General features: G+C 61.0%; 12 protein-coding genes and 1 pseudogene. 6 read left to right on the forward strand and 7 right to left on the reverse strand.

Annotation, left to right across the window (positions count from 1 at the left end):
* Positions 1–277: 277 nt before the first annotated feature.
* From WBP07_RS22345 to WBP07_RS22360, 4 genes and pseudogenes are all read left to right on the forward strand, one after another.
* A pseudogene (locus tag WBP07_RS22345) lies at positions 278–627 on the forward strand (LysR substrate-binding domain-containing protein); the annotation flags it as partial.
* 103 nt (positions 628–730) lie between these two features.
* Entirely contained in the window at positions 731–856 is a 126-nt protein-coding gene (locus tag WBP07_RS22350) for a hypothetical protein (RefSeq protein WP_395396058.1), read from the forward strand.
* 204 nt (positions 857–1,060) lie between these two features.
* On the forward strand, positions 1,061–3,862 hold the full coding sequence (locus WBP07_RS22355; RefSeq protein WP_395396059.1) for a DUF5695 domain-containing protein: 2,802 nt from the start codon (positions 1,061–1,063) through the stop codon (positions 3,860–3,862).
* A 1,204-nt stretch (positions 3,863–5,066) separates the two neighbouring features.
* Positions 5,067–5,333 carry a hypothetical protein gene (locus WBP07_RS22360; protein ID WP_395396060.1) on the forward strand — a complete coding sequence of 89 codons (267 nt, stop codon included), beginning with the start codon at positions 5,067–5,069 and terminating at the stop codon, positions 5,331–5,333.
* Positions 5,334–5,577: 244 nt separating this feature from the next.
* Here the strand turns inward: WBP07_RS22360 and WBP07_RS22365 are convergent, their stop codons facing one another.
* The 7 genes from WBP07_RS22365 to WBP07_RS22395 all read right to left on the reverse strand — a co-directional run bounded on the left by WBP07_RS22365 (position 5,578) and on the right by WBP07_RS22395 (position 17,006).
* Entirely contained in the window at positions 5,578–6,471 is an 894-nt protein-coding gene (locus tag WBP07_RS22365) for a LysR substrate-binding domain-containing protein (protein ID WP_395396061.1), read from the reverse strand.
* Positions 6,472–7,495: 1,024 nt separating this feature from the next.
* Positions 7,496–8,140: a hypothetical protein gene (locus WBP07_RS22370; protein ID WP_395396062.1), complete on the reverse strand. Its 645-nt coding sequence runs from the start codon at positions 8,138–8,140 to the stop codon at positions 7,496–7,498.
* Positions 8,141–8,554: 414 nt separating this feature from the next.
* On the reverse strand, positions 8,555–8,860 hold the full coding sequence (locus WBP07_RS22375; protein ID WP_395396064.1) for a DUF2149 domain-containing protein: 306 nt from the start codon (positions 8,858–8,860) through the stop codon (positions 8,555–8,557).
* Complete coding sequence (locus WBP07_RS22380; protein ID WP_395396065.1) at positions 8,860–9,333, reverse strand: MotA/TolQ/ExbB proton channel family protein; 474 nt, start codon at positions 9,331–9,333, stop codon at positions 8,860–8,862. The genes WBP07_RS22375 and WBP07_RS22380 overlap by 1 nt, the downstream gene beginning before the upstream one ends.
* Complete coding sequence (gene cobN, locus WBP07_RS22385; RefSeq protein WP_395396066.1) at positions 9,320–13,249, reverse strand: cobaltochelatase subunit CobN; 3,930 nt, start codon at positions 13,247–13,249, stop codon at positions 9,320–9,322. The genes WBP07_RS22380 and cobN overlap by 14 nt, the downstream gene beginning before the upstream one ends.
* 16 nt (positions 13,250–13,265) lie before the next feature.
* Entirely contained in the window at positions 13,266–15,233 is a 1,968-nt protein-coding gene (locus WBP07_RS22390; protein WP_395396067.1) for a TonB-dependent receptor domain-containing protein, read from the reverse strand.
* Positions 15,234–16,034: 801 nt separating this feature from the next.
* Positions 16,035–17,006, reverse strand: a complete 972-nt coding sequence (locus WBP07_RS22395; RefSeq protein ID WP_395396068.1) for an HAD family hydrolase — start codon at positions 17,004–17,006, stop codon at positions 16,035–16,037.
* A 987-nt stretch (positions 17,007–17,993) separates the two neighbouring features.
* On the opposite strand from WBP07_RS22395, the gene WBP07_RS22400 reads away from it, so the two are divergent.
* Both WBP07_RS22400 and WBP07_RS22405 read left to right on the forward strand, forming a co-directional pair.
* Positions 17,994–19,847 carry a methyl-accepting chemotaxis protein gene (locus tag WBP07_RS22400; RefSeq protein ID WP_395396070.1) on the forward strand — a complete coding sequence of 618 codons (1,854 nt, stop codon included), beginning with the start codon at positions 17,994–17,996 and terminating at the stop codon, positions 19,845–19,847.
* Between the two features lie 359 nt (positions 19,848–20,206).
* Positions 20,207–20,581 (forward strand): alpha/beta hydrolase, encoded by a 375-nt coding sequence (locus WBP07_RS22405; protein WP_395396509.1) that lies wholly within the window; start codon positions 20,207–20,209, stop codon positions 20,579–20,581.
* The last annotated feature ends 691 nt before the right edge of the window (positions 20,582–21,272 follow it).

The following is a 21,272-nucleotide window of genomic DNA, read 5'->3' on the forward strand; positions in this document are numbered from 1 at the left end:
CTCAAAAGCGAAGGGAAAGGAAGTCCAGAATTTCGGAGGCGATATCGGTTTACAACACTTCTCGATACCTTCGAAACCGGGCGAACTGTTGGCGTCGCAGATCTTTAAAACTCTTAACTGTTGGTCGGAATCATCGGCATGGCAGGTCACAGGTTCCCCAGCTCATAAGAGCAGGATAGTCGGTGGATGAGCCATCTCAAAGACATGGGTCTGTCGGAAAGGCGGTGATAGAAGAGCTTTCAAGGGGCAGCCAAAGAGACGCGCTTGGCCCAAGCTCACGGGTCTCCTCAGGGCATCTTCTCCAGTCGCTTCCGCGGTGACATATCTGGCCCCACTGATCGCCAAGTTTGCCCGGCTACTTTCAGGCATCACCTTCAACATCGATCTGACGCCGCGTCGGAACGACTTTGGCAGCGAGTCCATAGATGCCGTTGTCCCCATGGACGACCTGAAAACTCTCGCCTAATCGCCAACCCATTGGCCTTGCTAACACCCCAACTCTATGCCTCACCTCGCTATCTTGCTGACTTGCAGGGCAAATCGATGCCTGTCTATGCTCTCAACGAAACTCGTTTGCTACCAGTGAAGACCCAGCGCCTGATAGATTTCATGCGCGAACAGCTCGCCTCACAGGTGATCGCCTCCGCTCGGAATTCTACGGCTTTCGTCAGAAGCCGACGTATGGGCAACCAGATCGAAGCGAATCCCGTTCCACGCAGGACGGGCCTACGTGATCGGCGCCGATTTCACCGTGGCCGACCTGCTGATCGGCAGTGCGCTCTCCTTCGATCGTCGCGTCTTCCCGGCCGACGATACGCTGGATGCCTATATCAGCGCTGCCGGAATCGGCCCGTAGCCATCCGCGGTGTGAGACTGGATGATCAATCCGGGCTCCAGGTCGCAATCTGATCGCCGCGCAGGCGAACCCAGGCCGACTGGCTCCTTGGCGGGCAGCCAGAACCGGTTTGCGACCGCTACAGCACAGGCCTGGCAATCATTGCCGATGGTTGCCTAAAGTAAATTATACGATATACCTTCGTTTCTTTGACGAGGGTGAGCCTTGGACAGCGCTGACGATGACGCACTCGACATTCCGCCCGGAAGTCGCAGAACCCCCGGCAGCCGGGTGCGCGGCAAGCCTGCTGATATGCATGACCGACGTAGTCTGATCCGCGCCGGGCTCGCAGGCCTGTTCCTTCCCGCGTTTGAAACGCAGTTGCTGGCCGCAGTGCCGCCTTCGCCAGTACCGCGCACGATCAGTTCCGTACTCGGCGGCCCCGGCAAACCGTTCAAGCTGGGCTTCGACCGCGGGCGCGCGACAAGCCTCTCTGCCGCCTCAGAGAGTATTCCGGGAGATTTCATTCACGCTGGCGCGGGTCTCGGGAATGCCGCCGGGACCTACCGCATCGCAAATGGTCCGTGGCAGCGCTTCGACACGGGCAAGCTGGAGCCCGAACGCGTCAGGACGACGGAAAATGGGTTACAGGCACGCTATTTCCTCGCCCCTGCCATCTCCGCCACTTGCAGTTTTGTCCTCGGACCAGATGGGCTGCGCCTGACCGTAACGCTGTCCAACCACACAGATTTGCCGATCGAGTTTGGTGATCTTGCTCTTCCGCTACCGATAAACATGATTCACGCGGCAAAAGAAGATCCTAACGCGGTTCTCAAGCATAGCTTCATTTCCGGCCGCAGCTCGCACATCTTCTGGCAACGTAGGGACACTCTCACCCCTTGGCTTGCCATGCTCCCGGAAGCTGGCGCAGCGCTCGAGTACTGGGATGCCCCCAAGGATTCGCCGGACCTCTACCGTGTATTTTTCCACGCCGCCGCTGAAGTTGCCGCCGTGCAGCTGGCGGGATCGCGTTGGCGCCTGCCCGCAACCAGCCTCTTGCTGGCGCCGGGGGAATCCGCCGAAAGAAGCGTTCGGTTCCTGCTCGTGGACGGCTACGCCGCGATGCGAAGGACCGTTGCTCAGCATGGGTTGATCGACGTCGAGGTCATTCCGGGTATGACCGTACCGACCGATCTGGAGGTAACGCTCTCGTTGGCTTCTAGTGTACCGGTCGTCCGACTGGAGCCCGAGCACCCCGCGCACACCGAATTGACCCCGCTGGGCGAACGGGCCGGGCGGAGGCTTTTCCGCCTTCGCTTCGCTCATCTCGGCGAGAACCACATTACGCTGCATCAGGCGGACGGGGGGCAAACCACGCTGGAATTCTTCGTCACCGAACCGATTGAGACGATGATTGCCAAGCGCGGAGCCTTCATTGCCGCGCACCGCCATCGCGATCCGGCGAAGTGGTACGACGGTCTGCTCGCCGAGTGGAATATGGAGAGCGAAACCCTTCTCGGCCCGGACAATTACGACCGGATCAAAGGCTGGCGTATCTACGAAGTGACCTGCGATGATCCGGGCCTCTCAAAGCCCGCCTTCCTTGCCGCCAAGAACGCGGAATATCCGGTGCAGGCCGAAATCGACGCCTTGGATGACTATGTCGAGCACTTCGTCTGGGGCGGGCTCCAGCGTACGACCGAAGAGCCATGGCCTTACGCGCTTTACGGAATTCCGGACTGGAAGCGCAATCGCGACAGTGCCGATCCGGGCGACAAGGGCCGCAAACACTTTTGGCGCCCTTACGACTATCCGCACATCGCACTGATGTACTTCGCGCTCTATCGCATAGCGCGCGACCGGCACGGCTTCCGCACACGTCTAAGCCCAACCGACTATCTCGAACGCGCTTTCGGCACCGCGCGGGCCATGTTCACGATCCCCAAGGAAATCGTCGGCTGGGAGGCGGATTCCACCGGCTTCTACAACGAACTGGTGATTCCGGATATGATCGACGCGCTGCGCCGCGAAGGCTTCATGGCGCAAGCCGACGAACTGGCCGGGCACTGGGAGCACAAAGTCGCTCACTTTGTTAACGAGGTCGATGACCTCTTCGCCTCGGAATACGCTTTCGATTCCACTGGCTTCGAAACGACGCAGGCGATTGCCCGCTATGCGCTCGACCGGCCGGAGCGCTTCCCGCCCGAACGTGCGCACGCTTTCGCAAAACGGCAGATGGATGCCAACCTGTTCTGTCGGGGATGGCTGCAACCCGCTTACTATACGCTCGGCAGCGATTACCGCGCGCAGGCAGGCGATGCCTATACGCTAAGTTACATGGCGCAGATGGGCGGTTGGGCCATCCTCGATCACGCTCTCTACGATACTTCCGATTTCCGTCCGCTGCTGCGGTTGGGCCATGCCTCGGCGCTGAGCAGTTGGGCGCTGCTGAACAGCGGCACGCCGGAGAGCGGCTACGGTTATTGGTACCCCGGCAAGGCCAACGACGGCGGCGCAGGCGGCGGCTTCGAGCCCGCTGCCCTGAGTGAGACATGGCTGGACCAGCCCAATCGGCATGGTTCGTGGTACTATTCCTGCGAAATTGACCTCGGCTTCTGCGGGGCCCTACGCGCGGCAGCTACCACGCTGGTTGATGACGAGCTGTTCGGCCGCATTGCACTTTCCGGAGTGCTGGAGGAGCGCGATAACCAGCTTCTGATTTATCCCCGCGACGGTGTGCGCCGCCGCTTTCACGCGCGGCTCGCAGACCGCTCCCTCGATGTTCACTTGCTGGACGACGGCCGTTTCGCGCCTGACGCACCCATCCAGGTCAGCCCTCGGCTCGATCAATGTGCGTTCGAGATCGAACACTCAGCGGGTCCGGCCCGCAGCTTGCGGCTGCAGATCTCGGACGGGAATGTCATGCACTGGCAAATTGCAGGAGCAACCCGCCAAAGTGCCCGTGAATACGCGATCCCAGTACAAGAAGGCGCGCTGCGAACCAGTCTAAGGGCTCGAGCCGGTTAAACCGGGCAGGTAAGTATTCGCAGAGCGCCAGCGGCGAACATAGGCATAAGCGGCCATTGGATCTTGGGCGCTGGACGACGGGGCATAGTCGATAGCTGCGGCGTCTGTCTTCATGTCTATCTGCCGCACGCTGCCGTAGAGCACGTCATGGCGGTTCCCCGACAGCTGCCGTCCATTTAATGAATTGCCCAGGAACTGTAGGACTTGTCGTGGGATTTACCTGCCTTGCCAGCCAGCGGTCCCGAAGCGTTGGTTTCGACAGGAGCGCACACGCGTCACCCCCGCATCAAATGCCGCAGCCTGCTCACATGCAACTTCCTACTTCGAAAAGGGATGGCTTGGCCGGCGGCATTCTCGATACAATTCTCCGATTGCCTTGTCGGCAGGTCGCGAACGCTGCGTCAGCCAGCGACGAAGCGGTTCATCCACCAGTCTTAGCCAAGCGACAACCGGGTGAAGATATATCAACGGATGATCTGTGACGTGCGGCGGACAAGAAAGGTCTGCGAACAGTCGGGCATCCGCGACGAGTCCCGTTGGAATCCGGATGTCCTGCGCCGATCGCCCCGATCAGCGGGAACGACATTATTATGCAAAATGGCTTCCTCAAGCCCCGTGCAATTGGACGGACAGGGTAAGTGAGCAAGGACCAGACCGCGCGCCATTTGTGCATCAACACGCACGACGTCGAGTTCATCATTAATTTATAACAGTCAATTTGCAAATAATACAGATATTATTCGCTCATTTACCGGCTTAAATACAGTTTAGGATTGAAGATATTGGAAAATTAGCCAATTCTTGACGAACCTAACAAATCAGACTGTGACCGCCGCCAACGTCGCCGCGGCGGACCGGCCAAACATGTCTGAGTTCTACAAACAATCTCGATGCCTCATCGCCCGCTACCCGCTGCTTTAAGCAGATTCAAATCCGTCGCTTCCTGTCGAAGCCTCGTTCGGACCGGCGAGTCGATACGTGTAATGCAACACACATTTCGACTGTCCGAAGAAATGTAGCGGGAAGAAGGCGGCGAGAAATGCGGCCAACTATATCGGAGCGGCCGAAAAATTAGCATATCGGGACAATCGGATAGCTTTCGCATAGAGGAGATGGCAATCTAAAACCGAGGTTGCCCTTCGTCGCGAGTTGAAAAATAGCTTACGGAATCGACCCTCAAAGGCAGGCGCAGATAGAACTCGCCGTGGCCATCCAGGAAATGGACCTGGATGCCGTCGTTCGCAGCACGTACCGTTCATGGGCGGCGAAGGAGATCCTCCTGCATCTCGAATCGCGTGCTCTGGAGTTAGACGTTGTGCTGGTCGATCACTCCCTCGAAGGTCACGACTTCAAAGCCTCAGTCCGTGACGGGGGAATGTTCGGTCGAAAGCTGGTGGTGATTGAGGTGGAATCGCTCATTGGCCGCGTCGAAGCGGTTGCGCGCGAAATCCGGCGTTGGTTCGACGGTTGAGTGTACCGTGGACCAGCGATTGACGCGCCACCTGGCAAGGTTCGTTTCCGACCAGTTTCGGCGCAGAGCATTTAGCCGCGGCACCTGTATGCGTCTCTGAGGCGGCGCCCCGTTAGGCATGCTCAAAAAATCCGCCTGATATCGGGTCAGCGCGCCTCGATCGGCATAGGGCTATCGCACCGGACCCGCGCAAAACATCGTGGTCCAGCAATGCACGATGATATGACAGACGACGTCCATCACATCACCGTGGATTGGGGAAATTTCCAATCGCCTTTGCAGCGTTGAAGATTGTCAGGGCTACTTCGGAAGCACCGCCCCTCTCCGCTATCACAATTCCTATTCTCGATGCTCGCAAAACGGGTTTCAAGGGGCACGCAAGCAGGGACTGCGGGAGGAGATGCCGATAGGTCCCGGGCAGGAAAGTGGCCCACTCCCCCGTGTCGGCCAGCGCTATCAGCGCCTCAAGGCTATCCGCCGTAATCGAAGCCACCGCCGTCAAACCGATGTTTGCGAGTTGCTCATCGAGAATGCGGCGGCCATGCGCACTTTTCGGCAGCAAGCACAGAGGAAAGCGCATTGCCGCTTCCAAAGGAAGCCCGTCCATGTATTGCCGCATGTCGGGATGCCGGCCGACGAACAAAAAATTGTCCGTGGAAAGGGTGTGAGTGCTTATCGTCGGCAGCGGCGCAGGATCGAGATATGTGATTCCAGCATCAATAGCGAACGTGTCGATCCCCTTTTTAATTGCTTCCGAGGTCATGGGCCGCAACATGATGCGCAAGTGAGGGTGATGCTTTTTCAATCGGCTCGCAAGCGGGGCCATGACAGGTATCCCCGCCGGAACACATCCTATACGTGCGTTGCCGGTAAGCTGATCCCCGGCACCGTCTAACGCCGCGATCATCTCACGACTTGCAGAGACCATCTGCCTTGCCCACGGAAGTACGGTGGCCCCTTCTTCTGTGAGACCCACGAAACGCCGGTCCCGCTCGACCAGACGCTTGCCGAGCATTTTCTCGAGAGCCACCAGTCCCGCCGACAGCGCCGGTTGAGAAACATTGCAGCGCTCGGCGGCCTTGGCAAAATGCCGTTCAGCATCCAGCGCCACCAAATACTCAAGGAAGCGAATTTGCATAGGCGTCGTCCTGTTTTGATAGGAAAACGCTATCATAACGGCTTGAATATTTCAGCGTACATGATCGGTGCCACGCTATGCGTTAGGACACGTTGCGCACAATCGCCAAAATTTTCATCGATGGAGCTCTCCATCTGCTTACGCACCCCTTAGAAACTTCGCTTCCGCAAACCGCGCCGTTGATCAATCATCGTTGGGGCAGCGCGCAAGCTGGACTGCCGAATCGAGCACGAACGCGTCATCATGGTCGAGACAGCCAGGAGGATGTTCAGGCGCGCTGGCCCCGCCGCGCCCGGGAGGCGCAGAGCGTCTCAAAGCACTGAATGGCATCGGCCAGACATCGACGTCATCCATTTGTCTTGCGGCGCTTTGTCCGCGTGCGTTCGGGCGGAGCGACGGCCGGAGGAGGTGGCCGGTTTTGTCGCTCGACCTATCAGCGATCACGCAGAAGCCGCGCCGCGCGAAAAGCAATGTGAATCGTAATGAGCAGAAGATATGGTCTCGGTGCTACGCCAAGGCCATTCTCTCCGGGTTGGGGACCGCCCATGCCCCTCCCGCGATATGACGTCGCAGGCCGCAAGAAGCGCATGGAGAGTTGAGATGAAGCGGCCACCTCGTTCCGCTGCATTCGCATTGCCTCAATCCCGACATTCATCTGGTACTTCGATGACCGGATCCTGCGAAAAGGCACTGTCCGCTCGTCGCTAAACCGAGCTTCGCGAGCTGCAAAACCCCCTATCAAGATCGGTTCCACCCCTTGCAGCAAAACCTCTCCATGGCCGCATCACCATCGGCGACTCAGAAGAAAAGTCGCGAAAGGATCTATTGCGCCGCCGCAGACTTACAGCGACATCCCAGCATTGCTGCCATTCGGCTGAATGGAAGACAATGGGCGCCGAAATACCAAACAGGAGAACCGGCCAGGCGCAAGGAGCCCGGTGCACCGGCGGTAACCGCCAACCTCACCGCAGCGGTCGTCGCCGCCACCGATGCCCCGCCTCAAGCGCTGGGCATCGGCTTCCCATCAGGAGAGGCGAGGCAAAACCATCAAGGGGAAAGCAAGGAGAAATGCGCACCCTGCCAGCCGCGCGCAGAAGGCTTTCCGGCGGTTCCCGAAAATTTCCTGGTCGCGCCTCACTCCGATCGTTTGCAGTCGGTCACGACCGAACCAGAAAAGTACACAAATCAGGACGGCGAGGACGGACTGCAATCCACCCTTGAGCGACAACCATTGCCAGGCAGGTTCAACAAAGGGCTTGCCGGCCACTATTATCAGGACAAATGCTGCGCCCAATCCCACCATGTTGCCTGCCGCCACCGTTGCGAAGTAGCCGAACGGGGGCGGCTGAATGGCTTCCTTTTTGAGGATCGACTGCAATTGCCGCCAACCATGGGCAATAAGCCAATCGCCCAAGGCCAGGCCATAGACGAGGAATACCACAGAAGCGGTCATCAGGACCTTGCCCAATGTATTGCCTAGCGACAAACCCTTCAGCCCGAATTGCGCCCCCACCTCATCGAGCGAGCCGTAGAGGGTGCGAAGCAGGTCCGGCTGCACGAGGTGGAATGCCAAAATCCAGAGGGGACCTGCGCAGCAGGCACAGGTCAATACCTGCCACCAACGCCGCGCGTAACGAAGGTTCTTGTAGAGGCTCGGTGTGAGCCACATGGCCTGCGTTGCAAGCACAAGCGGACGAACATATCTGTTTCTGCCGGCCAGTCTATTGAACCTACGGACCTGTCTGTTGGACCAGGCCGCGATTTTCGCGCGCATTGCCGCTATCGTCGTCGCTCGGGTCATGCATACCATTATAGACGAGGTCTGGCGATCACCGTGGGAAAGCAGGTACCCTAAATGTATCCTCGACGTGAATTCTACCCGGACACGCTTTTTTTGGACCACGCGCCGTCGAGGAATGGCTTGACGCAGTTCTTGCTCAACGAATGGTTGCGACTTCGGCTAGCTCGATATCGTAGCACTGCGCGCCGGTCGGAAAATCGACTAAGTACGTTTCTTAGAATGCGAAGTGAACGGGTTCACCGCTTGCGGCCGTGACTAACTCGGCCCGCGTTGGCTGGTAGATCATTCAGGAACGTAGACGAGATTTCCATCAGGCAGACGATAGGTTACGCCCGCCTTCACTCCGCCGCCCTTACCCATCTTACTGGTCGATGTGTAGCGTTCCAGCTTTTCGCCATCTTTGACGGTAATCGTCATGTCCGCCTTGCCCGGATTCTCGACGACAATGACGTCCTTTGACTGAAAAGGATTGAGTGGATTGCGCGCGATAAGGACCATGAGAACGGCGCAAATTACCAGGAACAGATCCACAAGGTTCACCACCGAGAGGATCGGATCGTCAGCCTCATCATCTTCAAGAAAGCGCATCAGGCGGCACTTTCGGTTTCAATGGCCCGCAATTCTTCCAGCAACCACCGCCGCCGGATCGTGTAGACGAAGAAGCTGATCGATGCGGCAACCAGCGCCAGGATCACCGAAGAGAAAGCCACGACGAGGTTCTTGCCGACCGCCGCACCATCATTGCTGCCAAGCGCCAGCAATGCCGGCCCCATCGGGATCATCGTCGCCACCAGCCCCAGCATCGGCGCGCTGCGTGAAACGATGCGCAGCCATTCGAGGCGGCGCATGATAAACAGTTCGAGATCGTCGCTGGCACATCCCGTGCGTGCACGATGACGGGCAAGTGGCCGCCCGGCCCCGCCCGCAGCTCGCGCGGCAGCCTCGAAAGCGAAACTTCCCAAACTTGCGATCGCAAAGATCAACGCCAACAGGATCAGTATCATCACTGGCATCAGAAACAGTCGGGAAGCATCGTAAAGCGTGGATTCAAGTGCTGGCATGGGCAGTCTTTCGCGGAAGGATGGTCCGGCGCGCCCCGGCTTCGAGCGCCACGCCGATCAGGAAGAAGAGAACAATGGCGAATAACGCAGGCATCTGGCCGCGCATGGCGGTTGGCAGGGGCGTTGCTTCGGTCTTCTGCCGCTCCAGCACGCGCCCAAAAGGCGGCGGCGGAGGGGGTGCGGACGCGGCTGACGGACTTGATTTCACCGTGGACGAGGACGCGGCGGCCGTGGACGCGGGAGATGCACCGGCTGACGGCGCAGCGGCCGTCAGGCCAAAGCCGCTTCCCTCCAGCTGCATCCGTGCGCTCCTGTCCGCGTTGGCAATCGCCTGCGCAACGTCTGCGCGGCGACGCGCGAGCGAAACCCTGGTGGCGGAATCGGGCTTCCAATATCCGCGCGAGACGGCTTCCAGCATCCGGTCCACCATTTGCAACTGCGCGCCGGGATGAACACGGGCGAAGAACCTGCCGAGGCCCAACTTGCGAGTGTCGGCAACGTACGTTTCATGCATAGCCTGCCACTGGTCAGCGCGCACGCTGCCCGGGTCGGTTACCTGCCAGCCCCATAGATTATTGACGATCGCCGCCATGGCATTGGCCCCCGCATATCCCTCTTGCTGCATTGCACTGATCCACTGCGGATTGAGGTAGCGAGCACGCAGTTCCTCGGAAATATAGCCGCCTGCGCTCGTCACGCGGGCCTCGCTCCCACGCATGTCGGTCACGAAAAGGTCCGGCGCGCGCCCCGACACCGTACGCACCGCCAGCGATAGGCCGCCAAGATGCTCGAAGGGATGGTCGGTCGATAGCAAGCCATGAACATTCGACGATCGCACCAACACCGCAGCATCGACATCACGCAATTGCTCGGCGAACAGGTCGGTATCTTTCAGCGAAAGACCCCAGTCGCGCGCGCCGTAAGCATGGCCGAGGCGGGCAAGATAGGGTTCGGCGAGCGACGCTTCGTCTTTCCACGCACCGCTACCGTCGGCAACCACGCGATCGGGCAACCCTGTACCGTAATCTCCCGGCACATTGGTGAAGATGCGCAGGCGAGATAGGTCAAGGGCGCGCTCCTGCGCCATTCCGGAGGCGACAAGACGCTTTTCCAAAGCCCGCGCATTGGCAGCAGGGCCGGTGGGTTCGTCGAGCGCGGCGACACGGTCGATACCATCGGCCAGCAGGCGCATGAACACATCGAACTGATCGCGATAGACGCTGGTGGGCTGCATCAACACATCGATGCGCGGATGGCCGAGCTGAACGGCGGGCACTATTTCCAGGCCCTCCACCTTGCCGCCCCGCCCCCAGACAGGCCGCAGGCCGAGCGCTTGCAGGATCTGCCCCTCGCCAATGCCAAGCGTGCGGATCGTCTCGCTCGAGAACATCGAGAAAGCGAGCTTGCGCGGCCACTCCCCGCCATGTTTCTCGCGATAGGCTTCCAGCAGCCGGTCGAGCGCCCTACCCCCTTCGGCATAGGCGGCAGGCGTTGGCACTTTCTGCGCATCGAAGGCATAAAGGTTGCGCCCGCTCGCCGCCTCCGGCTCACGCACCGGATCACCGCCGGGACCGGCCCGCACGAAGCCGCCGGCAAGTCCCTGCAAAAGCGCCTCGGTCTCGCTCGGTTCAGCAAGATTACGGTCATAGGCGAGTGCTTTGATCACCTGCGCGCGCAAGGCCGGGTCGGCTATCGATGCCGGGTCCCCGCCTTCCCTCAGGTAGCGTCGCAGGAAGAGATAAGGCGCACTTTCGCTAATACGGGAGAAATCCTCCGCGAAGGCTTCCACGGGATCTTGTCCCAACGCCAGCAAGTAATCGGGGCCAAGCTGCTGCATGACTGTGGTCAGACGCTGCACGGGTTCGGACGCCTCGCCGAACGTGTGCAGGCCGAGCGGAACCGACGCACGGGCGATCTGGTGCAGACGGTCGTGCAGTGCGGTGTAATAGCCGCCGAAGTCCCGCGCGATGGCGGCCTTGTCCCAGCCGAGTTCGGCGTCAAAGTGGGCGCGTCCTGCCTTGCCGACGATCTCGCCGGCAACCCGGTCCCGCACCGGTCCTGCGTCAAGTTGGGCGTACTCATGAATCAGCGCATGGATGTCTCGCAGTTCGTCATAAAGACCCGAAGGAGCGAATGCAGGCGTCTGGTGGCTGATGGTCACCGCGCGTCCGCGCCGCCGCGCCTGGATGGCCTCGGCCACGTTATCCTGAATATACGGATAGAAGACCGGCACATCACCCAGCAGCACCATCGGAAAATCGCCCGCCCAGAGCCCGCGATCCTTGCCCGGCGTCCACTCCTGCGTACCATGCGTGCCGAAGTGGATGATCGCATCTGCATGGGCGTGGATGCGTGTCCAGAGGTAGGTCGCCAGATAGCGATGATCAGGCGGCGTTCCGGCATCGTGATAGGACTTTGTCGGATCGCCGCCTCGCGGCGGCTGCGGCAGGATCGTCAGATTTCCGAGCATGAGGCGCGGGATGAGAAACGCACCGCCGCGCAGTGCCGGACTGTCCTCCGGCCTTCCCCAGCGGCTTGCGACCGCCTGTTGGGCCGGTTCGGGCAGCGTCGCGAACCATGCCTTGTATTCGGCCAGCGGCAGCCGCTCCGCGAGCCCCCGCGCAGCGAGCTCGTCCAGGCTCTCGGGCCGGTAAAGGCCACCGAGCATGGCCTGCCCGGTCGCGATCAGGTCCTGCTCCCCGGCAGGCTTCACATCATAGCCCGCCGCCGCCAGATCGCGGGTCAGCTTCGCCAGACTGAGCGGCAGGTTGAGATTGGACGCAGCGAGATTGCGCTCACCGACCGGATAGTTCCAGAAGAACAACGCAAGGCGCTTGTCGGCAGGCGGTGTATTGCGCAGGGCGACAAGGCGCGCGAGTTTGGCGGTCATCAATTCGATCTGCTCGGGGATAGGTACCGGTTCGCCGTTCTCGACCGCCCCGATTACTAGCGGATCGGAGATCCCCCAGCTTTCAGGCACGCTGAGCATGACCGCTCCGCTCGCACCCGTAATCCCCGAGGGGGCGGCGCGCCACTCAGCCGGAGTCATGCCGCGCTCCACCAGCCCTTGCAGAACAGGGATGTCCAAAGCCTCGAACTCGTCCTTGCGGGCATCGCCGTTCTGCATGTGCGTCAGGTTCACCAGCGCCTGAGCGCGCAATGGGCGCAGCACCCTGGTCAGCGCCTGAGGATCGCGCTCGTCGTACCAGAAGAAGACCGGTGACAGGCCACGCGCCTCGGCGCTCCCGGCCAATGCACCGAGCACGCCGGTCTGCATGTCACGAACCTGTCCTTCCGAAATCGCGAAGGCCACGACTGGGCCTTTCCCGCGTGCCGCCATCCATGCCGCGAAATCGGCCGGCTCCCCAAAAGCGGACGGCGCCTGCGGATGGTAGAGGCCGCTCGCGGGCAAGGGTGCCGGTGGCGGCAACACGGAAAGATCGCTCCCTGAAAGCACCAGCATGGCTGCCTTGGCGAATGCGGTGAGGTTCGCTTCGCCGCCGCCCGCGTAGTAGCCGATCAGGCGACGGGCGGCCGCCTCGTCCAGCCTGCCCCATGCCGGAGGACCGCCGCCCGCCGCGATCCACGCAACAGTGAGACTGGACGCAGGGCCAAGCGCCTTCTCGATGGCGGCGCGATCGCCCGGGCGCGGACCGTCTATGACGAGAAGATCGGCACCGGTGACGATATCTGCGGCGCCACTCCCCGCATCCTCGGCATAGCGCCATTCGATCCGGTAGCCCGCCTCCTCAGCCCAGCGGGCAAGCCGAACGAATTTGGCGGGCAGCACGAAGTGTGTACTGACGATCCGCACGACCGGACGATCGGCGGCATCCGAGGCTGTCCGCGCGAGGGCGAACGTGGGAGCCAGCGCAGGCGCCAGTAAAGCAACAAGCAGCATCAGTCGAAAGATCATCCGGGGCCGCATCACGTCAGAACTGCGCGCCCAGACCCACGAAGAACACCCTGCCCGGCTCAGCATAAGTGTAAAGCGCGGAAGTTTCGGCGAGGCGCTTCTTGAACATGTTGTCTATGCCCGCCTTCAGGGTCAGTCGCCCGTTCAAGGCATGGCTGACGGCGGCCGACCACAGATCGTAACCATCAAGCCGAACCGGCACCGTGCTCTGATATATAGTCTGCTTGCCGATGTAGCGGCCACGCAGGCTCAGGGTACTCCCGGACAGGAAATCCCATGCCGCCTGCCACTTGGCACTGTGACTGGGGCGCTCGGCCAGTTCCTGATCGTTGGAAATGTCCTGCGGATTGACATAAGTATAGCTCGCCGAGAGCGACAGGCTCTCCACCGGCGTCCATGCGCCGCCCAGTTCCACGCCGCGAATACGCGCCTTGTCGACATTGACGTAAGCCCGGCGTTCGCGTCCGCGGATGCCGCAGCTTTCCACGCAGACGGTCTGGACCAGGCCCCTGAGGTCGTTCTGGAACAGCGTCGCCCCCAGGTGCCAACCGTGCCCGTAGTAAGCGGCCCCCAGTTCGTAGGCCGTGTTGGTTTCCGGCTTGAGATCCGGGTTGCCGGTGATGATGAAACGCCCGCCCGCAGCGACAGTGATATAGTCCAGCGACAGCTGCTTGAGGCTCGGCGCCTTGAATGCCTTGCCCGCCCCGCCGCGCAGCACGAGGCCCTTAACCGGTGTGACCACCAGATAGGCGCGCGGGCTGCTCTGCCAGCCATAGGCGGGATGGTGGTCGAAACGGCTTCCGACCGTCAGCGAGCCGATCTCGCCGAAGTTCCACTCGTCCTGAACGAACAGTGCGTCTTGGTTGACGCTATCCTCGCCCGCCGTGTTGATCGTCGAATCACGCAGGAACTCGTTGCGATGCTCTGCGCCCAGCGTCAGTCTGTTGCCGGTGAAAGCATGCACGGTGACGCGCGCATCGGCCACGAAATCGACGCCGCGGGTCGGCTGCGTCGGTGTCTGGCCCTGATCCCGCTCGTTTCTGCGCTCCAGCACCGAACGGTAGGCCCGCGTCTGTACCTCGCCCCAATCGAAGCTGCCGGTGTAGCTGCCGTGCGTCTGCGCGCGGGTGATGTGGTCCTGGTATTCGTAGTAGACGGGCGGCGTAGTTGCCGTGACGGTATCGCGCGCGCGGTCATCGTCGCTGACGGCCTGCCCGATCTCGATGCGGTGACCGGGCGCGGGTTTCCACCAGGCGATGACGCTACCGCTCAGCGCCTCACGCGCCTCCAATTCGCTCTGGAGCGGATCGACCTCGCTCGCCGTGCGCCCGCGCCGGCGGTACTCGCCCCAGGCCACAATACCAAGCTCGTCCTCGACAATCGGCCCGCCGACAAGTGCGGAAAGCTGCGAAGTGTCACCGCCCGCGCCGTCACGAAAGCCTTGCAGCGCCAGTGCGCTGGCTTCCAGTCGCTGTTCAGGTCTGCGCGTGATGACGTTGACAACCCCTGCCAACGCCTCGGACCCGTAAAGCGCCGAGAGCGGACCGCGCACGACCTCGATCCGGTCGATAGCGATGGTCGGCACCCAGCCAAGATCGAAGTCGACATGCGCCATGTTGGCGGCGGAATCGGTGATCCGGCGTCCGTCCACGAGCGTCAGCACATGCTCGTTCGACATCCCTCGGATCGAGATGCCCCGCCGCGTCATCCCAACGCCGTTGATCGTGACGCCAGGCTCGTTTTCCAGGGCTTCGGCCAAGTCCTGAACCGGACGGCGGCGCAAGTCTGGGCCGGTGACTACCGACATTGAGGCAGGAGCCTGCGCAATCTCCTGTTCGCCGCGCGTCGCCGTAACGACGATCTCCTGCCCAGACACCGCTGCGCGGCGCTCGCTTCGGACCGTTGCGGAATCGTCCTGCTCTGCCGCCTGCGCGGCATGCGCGACGACCAGCGGCAGAGCCGCGGCGATAACTAGCTTTCTCATCAAACCCCCGAATATGCGACCCAGACCGCAACTTGGCCGAGAACACGCTCAGTGCCCTTGCCTACATCCGCCCCGCCGAGCCGCGAATCATGTGACGATATAACGTCCCTTTCAATCGTGGCAATATTGTTGTTGTTTTTCGACGACCACCCGAACAGCGCCAGCTTCGGGCGCTGGGTAACCAACGCCGCCGCTCGTGGAAGATCGGGACCGCCAACATTCGAGCAAGTGTGGACTGCCGTTGGCTGGGCAGACTACCCCTTGGCAGCAGGTCAGCCGACGGTTGGCCGGTTTTCACGGGACCGGTAGTGCCGCGATCTGCGGAACGCCTTAACGGCGCGCGACCTGCCAATATCGCTGTGCTCCACCCGGAGACTTCCGCCGACATAGCTGCCGTTCGTGGTGTGAAATCGGGCTCTGCAAACCTGCCTCCATCGCCCAAGGGTGAACATGAACGCCGGGGGCTTGCGATATTGTTGCCGTTCAGGACCACGGCGGCGAATGACTTGCGTGAGCCGCCAGGATGCAAGCATTAATCGGGAGTTTGTCAGCACGTAGTCGGATACTGCCGTCTGTCCGGCGTCGATGGGCAGTGCGATAAGCCACGGGCCAATATGGGAGTTCGCAGCCCTGATCCATTTCAACTTTGCGCGCCTGGCTGGCGCTCTGCCGTTCCCTCGTCTTCGAGCCCCGTCCCGACGACTGTTGCCCCATACACTCCTTCGAGCGCCTACGTCGCCGCCCCTCTGATCTGACCGCGACCTCAGCTGTCGCTGGCCGACTAACGTCGAAAAGGCGATTTTATCTCTGTATAGCCGGCCGTGCGGCGCTTAATTCATCTTCGCGGAACGAGCGCTGTTCAGCAAAGACATCTCGCCAGTCATTTTTGAAGCTGACCACCGTGATGCCCAATTCCTCCGCGCGATCGAGAGCCTCCGCCAAGGGACTGATTGCGAATTCCCGGTCGTAAGCAAACTCCCGTTCTCCATCATCGTGGTGAAGCAGAAGAGCCAATCGCAGACCACTTCCCGACAAAGCGTACCGAAGCATCGCGAGATCGCCATCCGAGTTTCCGAAAGCGAATATCGGCCGGCGCCCGATATGAAGGGCGATATTCTGCACCTTAGCTTCCCGGTCGTCGAAGCTCTGTAATTCCGCAAGTTTCAGAAGATCCACTTTCCCATTGCAGACTTCCATCCGGGTCCTGACGCTTGAACCCACGACCTGCGAGCGCGCGATGCCATAGACCTCTTCAGAGAAGGCTCGAATGAGGTCGATCCCTCCACCGGACACGATAAAAACACGAAAGCCATTCTGCCGTAGATGCTCCATGAGCTCAAGCTGCGGGCGATACACCAGATCGACGAAGCGCCGTCCTTTTGCGGGGTTTTGGGCGTGAACCAGCCAGTCCCGAGCATGTACATGGAATTCGTCCTCGGTCATCCCTGCGTGCGCGGCGGAAGCGACTTCGAAGAAGGCCTGTTTTCCCAGTTGCTTGATCGCTCCTATATCGTGCTCGAGAAACGCCTTGTAGGGCTGGCGCTCTTTCAGACCCGGATCTTCAGCCGCCATCTTTTGAAGCTGATCCCGCCCAAAGAAGAACTGGGTTTGAAGAGGCTGCTCGCACCAAAGCGTGCCATCATTGTCGAACGTCGCGATCCGACCTTCTGGCGGGACAAATTCGCTTCCATCCGCGTCGGTCACCCGTTCAACGAACTGGAGGATTGTAGTTTTCGCTGTTCCTTCAGCCCAGCTGGAAAGAGGGGTCGTCATAGGTTTCTCCGGCGCCGTCTGAAAAGCATCCTCTTCCTGAAGCGCTCCGCAGCCCGGCGTGGCTCATTTACTGCGATGTTGAAGCGCTCCATCGATCATCTGATTGACGTCTCCCCGGATATTCGGCTTCTCGTCCGACATGGTCGCCTCCACCTGCACATCGAATCGTCAGGGGAGTTCACACGAGGTCCAGCGGGAGGCCCATCGGGGCTAATCCCGAGTTGGCGAGAGGTTTTCTCGGAGGTCGGCATCGGAGTTGCGCTTCCGCAACAGCATTAGCCTACGGCGGTAGCAGGTTGGCCGGCGGCCCAAAGTCTGTGCGGTAGCCGACGACAGCGATGCGCGCTCAATCCGCCTCCCTCTTTTCGCGGCTCGATATCGGCACCGGACCCGGCAGTTTCGGCAAAGGATATGACGATCTCGTCGAAAAACGAGGCAACGACAGGCCGAGACTGACCTACCAATAGCCGGAAGGAGTAGAGCCGGAAGTGCAAGTGGGCGACCGTCTCGCGAGCGGAACCACCACTGTGAAGGCGCGCGGACACGTGCGCCGGTAGCCGTTCAGCCTAGTGCAAAAACACGTGCAATCGACGCCACCAAATTTTCTGTCCACGAACTCGGCGGCGCCATCTTACGCAGCGCGCTCTCGGTCGGCGGACCAAGGAAATTCCACGGGTTCAATAGGTTTCTTGCGATCGCAAAGGCTGCGACGATTATGGTCCTTCAGCGCCCTGCCTGCGTATGCTGGGCAGTAACTGCAGACAAAAATCCGCAGCGGCGGAAAGTTGAAAGCATTGCCGTCCGCCAAAGAGAATGGGCGACCTCGCAAAGGCTGCAGCGGTGCATAACAACCATGACCCGCGTCATAGGATTCATCATCACACTCACTTGGGCCATCGAGGGCGCGACGAAAACGCACCGCGGTCTTCTATAAGTCTATTGGGCGCATGGAGCGTCCGGCTGGCAGACAGGGAGGCCACATTTTCCATGATCGAAGTCTTCAACAGCTGGCGCCTGTCACGAAAGATGCTGGTCACCTTCGCGGTGATCGGAGCCCTGATGGCCGGCATCGCCGGCACGGGAATCTATGCAATGACCGAGCTTGCGGCCATCGCGACGCGGCACGTCGAACGGGGGATAGCCGGCACCGAAGCCCTGGGGCGAATGATGACAGGCCTCAGGGAAAACCGGGTCATCGTCTTTGCCCAGATGTATGTGAACTCGCCTGAAGGGGAAGCCCGTTATGCGTCCCGTATGGCAAAGAACCGGGCTGCCATCGAGCAGGCCATGCAGGACTACCGGCCTCTAGCCGGCGAGTTCGCCCCTCAACTCGACGCGCTGAAAGCCAAGATCGATCGTCTCGATACGGTAGATGCGCGTATCATGGAACTAAGGAAGAGCCAGGGACCGGCGGCAGCCCTGCCTCTCGTGCAAGGCGACGGCAAGGAAGCATCGGATGCCGCCTCCGACGAGGCGCGAAATCTCGTGGCGCTGCAGCAGAACCGGGCCAGAGCCGCGAACGATGCAGGTCAGGTATCCGCCTCGCGTGCTTTCTGGTCGGTCGTCGCCATGGCGGTACTGGGCTTTGCATGCCTCCTCGTCATCTGGCGTCTCATCACTCGGACGGTATCAAACCCAATGGCACAGCTTGCAGATGCGACGACGGCGCTTGCGCAAGGTGGCGAGGCCAATGTGCCGCACCGGGAGCGCAGTGATGAACTGGGCGATGTCGCCAATGCCGTGGAACAGTTTCGCATTGCAGCTGTCGATCGCGCCGAGGCCGATGCCCGGGCTGCTGCGGCACAGCAGGTCGTGACCTCCACACTGCGCGACGGCCTGGCCGCATTGAGCCGAGGCGATCTTACGGCAGAAATCCACGCGGAGTTTCCTGCCGATTACGCCGCGCTCAAAGCCAATTTCAACGATGCCCTTGCCAGCCTCAGCACGCTCATCGCTGCGGTAACGGAAAGTACGGCCGGCATTCGCTCCGGTGCAGGTGAAATTGCACAGGCATCGGATGATCTTGCACGCAGGACCGAGACCAACGCCGCCAGCCTCGAGGAGACGGCCGCAGCGATCATGCAGATCGATGGACGCCTTCGCGCAACCGCAGGTTCGGCCGGGCGCACTGTCGAGCGCGCGGACGGGGCGATCGCAACCGTGGCGGGAGGAAGATCGACCGCGAACGCAGCGGTCGAGGCCATGACGCGCGTTTCCGAGAGCGCCAAGGGCATCGATGACGTGATCGAAGGTCTCGACAAGATTGCGTTCCAGACCCGCGTCCTCGCCATGAATGCCGCCGTCGAGGCCGGACGCGCCGGAGAAGCGGGGCGCGGCTTCGCCGTCGTCGCCGACCTCGTCTCGGCACTTGCCATGCGGGCGGAGGAAGAAGCGGGGCGCGCCCGCGATCAACTTACCGCCACCCAGACCGACATCGTCTCGGCCGTGGAAATGGTGCAGAAGGTCGACAATGCCCTCGCCGCGATAGCGGGGGACGTCAGCGAAGTGCACGGCCTACTGGGCGCGATGGCTGCGGACAATCAGGCGCAGTCCACCGCGATCACGCAGATCAGCGCCGCCATTGGAGCAATGGACCAGTCGACCCAGCAAAATGCTGCCATGGTCGAGCAGACCTCAGCGGCAGCTCGCAATCTTTCGAACGAAGTCTCCACTTTGTCCGGGCAGACAACCATGTTCAAAGTGAGCGCTGCCTCGCCGCGCGCGTTTCGTCCGCAGATTGTTCGCAGTCACAGGGAAGAGCCGGCCGGATTAGCCGTTCCATCGGGAGCACGAGTTGGCGGGACTGGCAGGCAAGACCAGCACGGATGGACCGAGTTCTAACCGTAGGGCGTGGAGTGGACCGTGTCTTGTCGCGGCCCACTCCATGCTTCCTTGCCCCCGGTCTCCACCGCGCCGCACTAGAGCAGGTCTCCGCAGACCCGAAGCGCGGGAGAGTCTCCTCTCTTATCCCAACGATCCTGCGTCATATGCAGTTCGCCGCGAGCGGAGGTCGGTTCTCCGCGCTGCTAGCACAGGAGAACTCGCATGGCGCGCTCCATTACTTTGCCGAGTATCGACGGTTCGGGATCCATGCACTAAAATACGCTGCAGAGGCCCCTCAAATGCGCCGGTTTAGCCCATCGAACCGGGCCGCGCCTCGACGTGATGATTGCTGCTACGCGCTGGACGATGCTGCGGCCATGCAAAGCGAGGCGCCAGGCTCGTTGCGCAGTCGTCCGCCTGCCTGCTGGTGGTCCGTCGGAGTGCCCGATCAAGCCTCGGTGAGGGGCGCTTTTCTGGTTTCTTTGCCCGGTCCGACGACTGCGAGGTTTCCCAAGACCAGCGCCGCCGATTTCGTGGGTGCAGCGAAGCACAAGCTTGGGTTCTCTTCGTTCGCAAGAAACGATCCCTATGGGTCCTGCGACTGTCAGCGTGATCGCGCCGCGCCATGGGATAACGGCTTTGTCGACGTCGGGGACAGCGGGCACATCGGCGGATCGGATGACCGGTTTCTGCCCGGAAGGCAGAAAGCTGCTGGAGGTGTCGGTCGCGCACTTCTCCGGTGCATGCCTTAACCCGGCAAAGGCATGCAGGCGTTGATGGTTACGTTTCGGCGGCCGCTGCGACCGCGCTGGTGGGCGCTCCATCGTCGCCTCACTAACGTTGCGCGCCCGAACCCCCTAATTTTTTTCCGGCGAAATCGTCTCGGTAATTCATGAAGTTGCTTTGTTGCGAGGGAGTTCGTTGGCTGCATCCAAGCATGAAACATGCGGTCTCACGCCATTTCTGACACTGATTGTCATATAATGAAGTGGCGCCGAATTTGCGGGTGTGCTCTTCCGAGATTCGGCGTCACCTTTTCGGATTTAGCCTCGACGCCTCTGGGATGATCCAATTTTGGGTCGGCTGTCGGGCCCCTTCGGCTTGCCACGCAGCGCTTAGCGGCAATCAGCAACTGGGGCGTAGACTGGTGGCGGGATCTCCATGACGTTGAGATCGCCCAGGGCATCATCCGCGCAAGGTACCGGATCGGCGGCCTGAACAAGCCGCTGTGCCGTCCATGGCAGAACCGGCCAGATCAGCTTTCAGGGCCGCGCATCTTAGGCTCTTCGGAGGACCTGCGACATCGGCGAGGGGCGCGATCACCGCAGATTTTGATCCTTCCCCACACGCTCGCCGCTTCGTGCAAGATCGGACGTTTGACCGGAACCATTGGAATGGCAGACTGCCGCCGCGGTCGCCGTGCCACAAGAATTGGCCGCCGAT

It is taken from the genome of Novosphingobium oxfordense, from assembly GCF_044029435.1.
Classification (GTDB): Bacteria; Pseudomonadota; Alphaproteobacteria; order Sphingomonadales; family Sphingomonadaceae; genus Novosphingobium.

Excerpts from the sequence above, each read along its gene's own strand:
- WBP07_RS22370 (WP_395396062.1), bottom strand. The coding sequence starts at position 8,140 with ATGTGGCTCACACCGAGCCTCTACAAGAACCTTCGTTACGCGCGGCGT.
- WBP07_RS22375 (WP_395396064.1), bottom strand. The coding sequence starts at position 8,860 with ATGCGCTTTCTTGAAGATGATGAGGCTGACGATCCGATCCTCTCGGTG.
- WBP07_RS22405 (WP_395396509.1), top strand. The coding sequence starts at position 20,207 with ATGCAAAGCGAGGCGCCAGGCTCGTTGCGCAGTCGTCCGCCTGCCTGC.
- WBP07_RS22365 (WP_395396061.1), bottom strand. The coding sequence starts at position 6,471 with ATGCAAATTCGCTTCCTTGAGTATTTGGTGGCGCTGGATGCTGAACGG.
- WBP07_RS22400 (WP_395396070.1), top strand. The coding sequence starts at position 17,994 with ATGATCGAAGTCTTCAACAGCTGGCGCCTGTCACGAAAGATGCTGGTC.
- WBP07_RS22395 (WP_395396068.1), bottom strand. The coding sequence starts at position 17,006 with ATGACGACCCCTCTTTCCAGCTGGGCTGAAGGAACAGCGAAAACTACA.
- WBP07_RS22390 (WP_395396067.1), bottom strand. The coding sequence starts at position 15,233 with ATGAGAAAGCTAGTTATCGCCGCGGCTCTGCCGCTGGTCGTCGCGCAT.
- WBP07_RS22380 (WP_395396065.1), bottom strand. The coding sequence starts at position 9,333 with ATGCCAGCACTTGAATCCACGCTTTACGATGCTTCCCGACTGTTTCTG.
- cobN (WP_395396066.1), bottom strand. The coding sequence starts at position 13,249 with ATGATCTTTCGACTGATGCTGCTTGTTGCTTTACTGGCGCCTGCGCTG.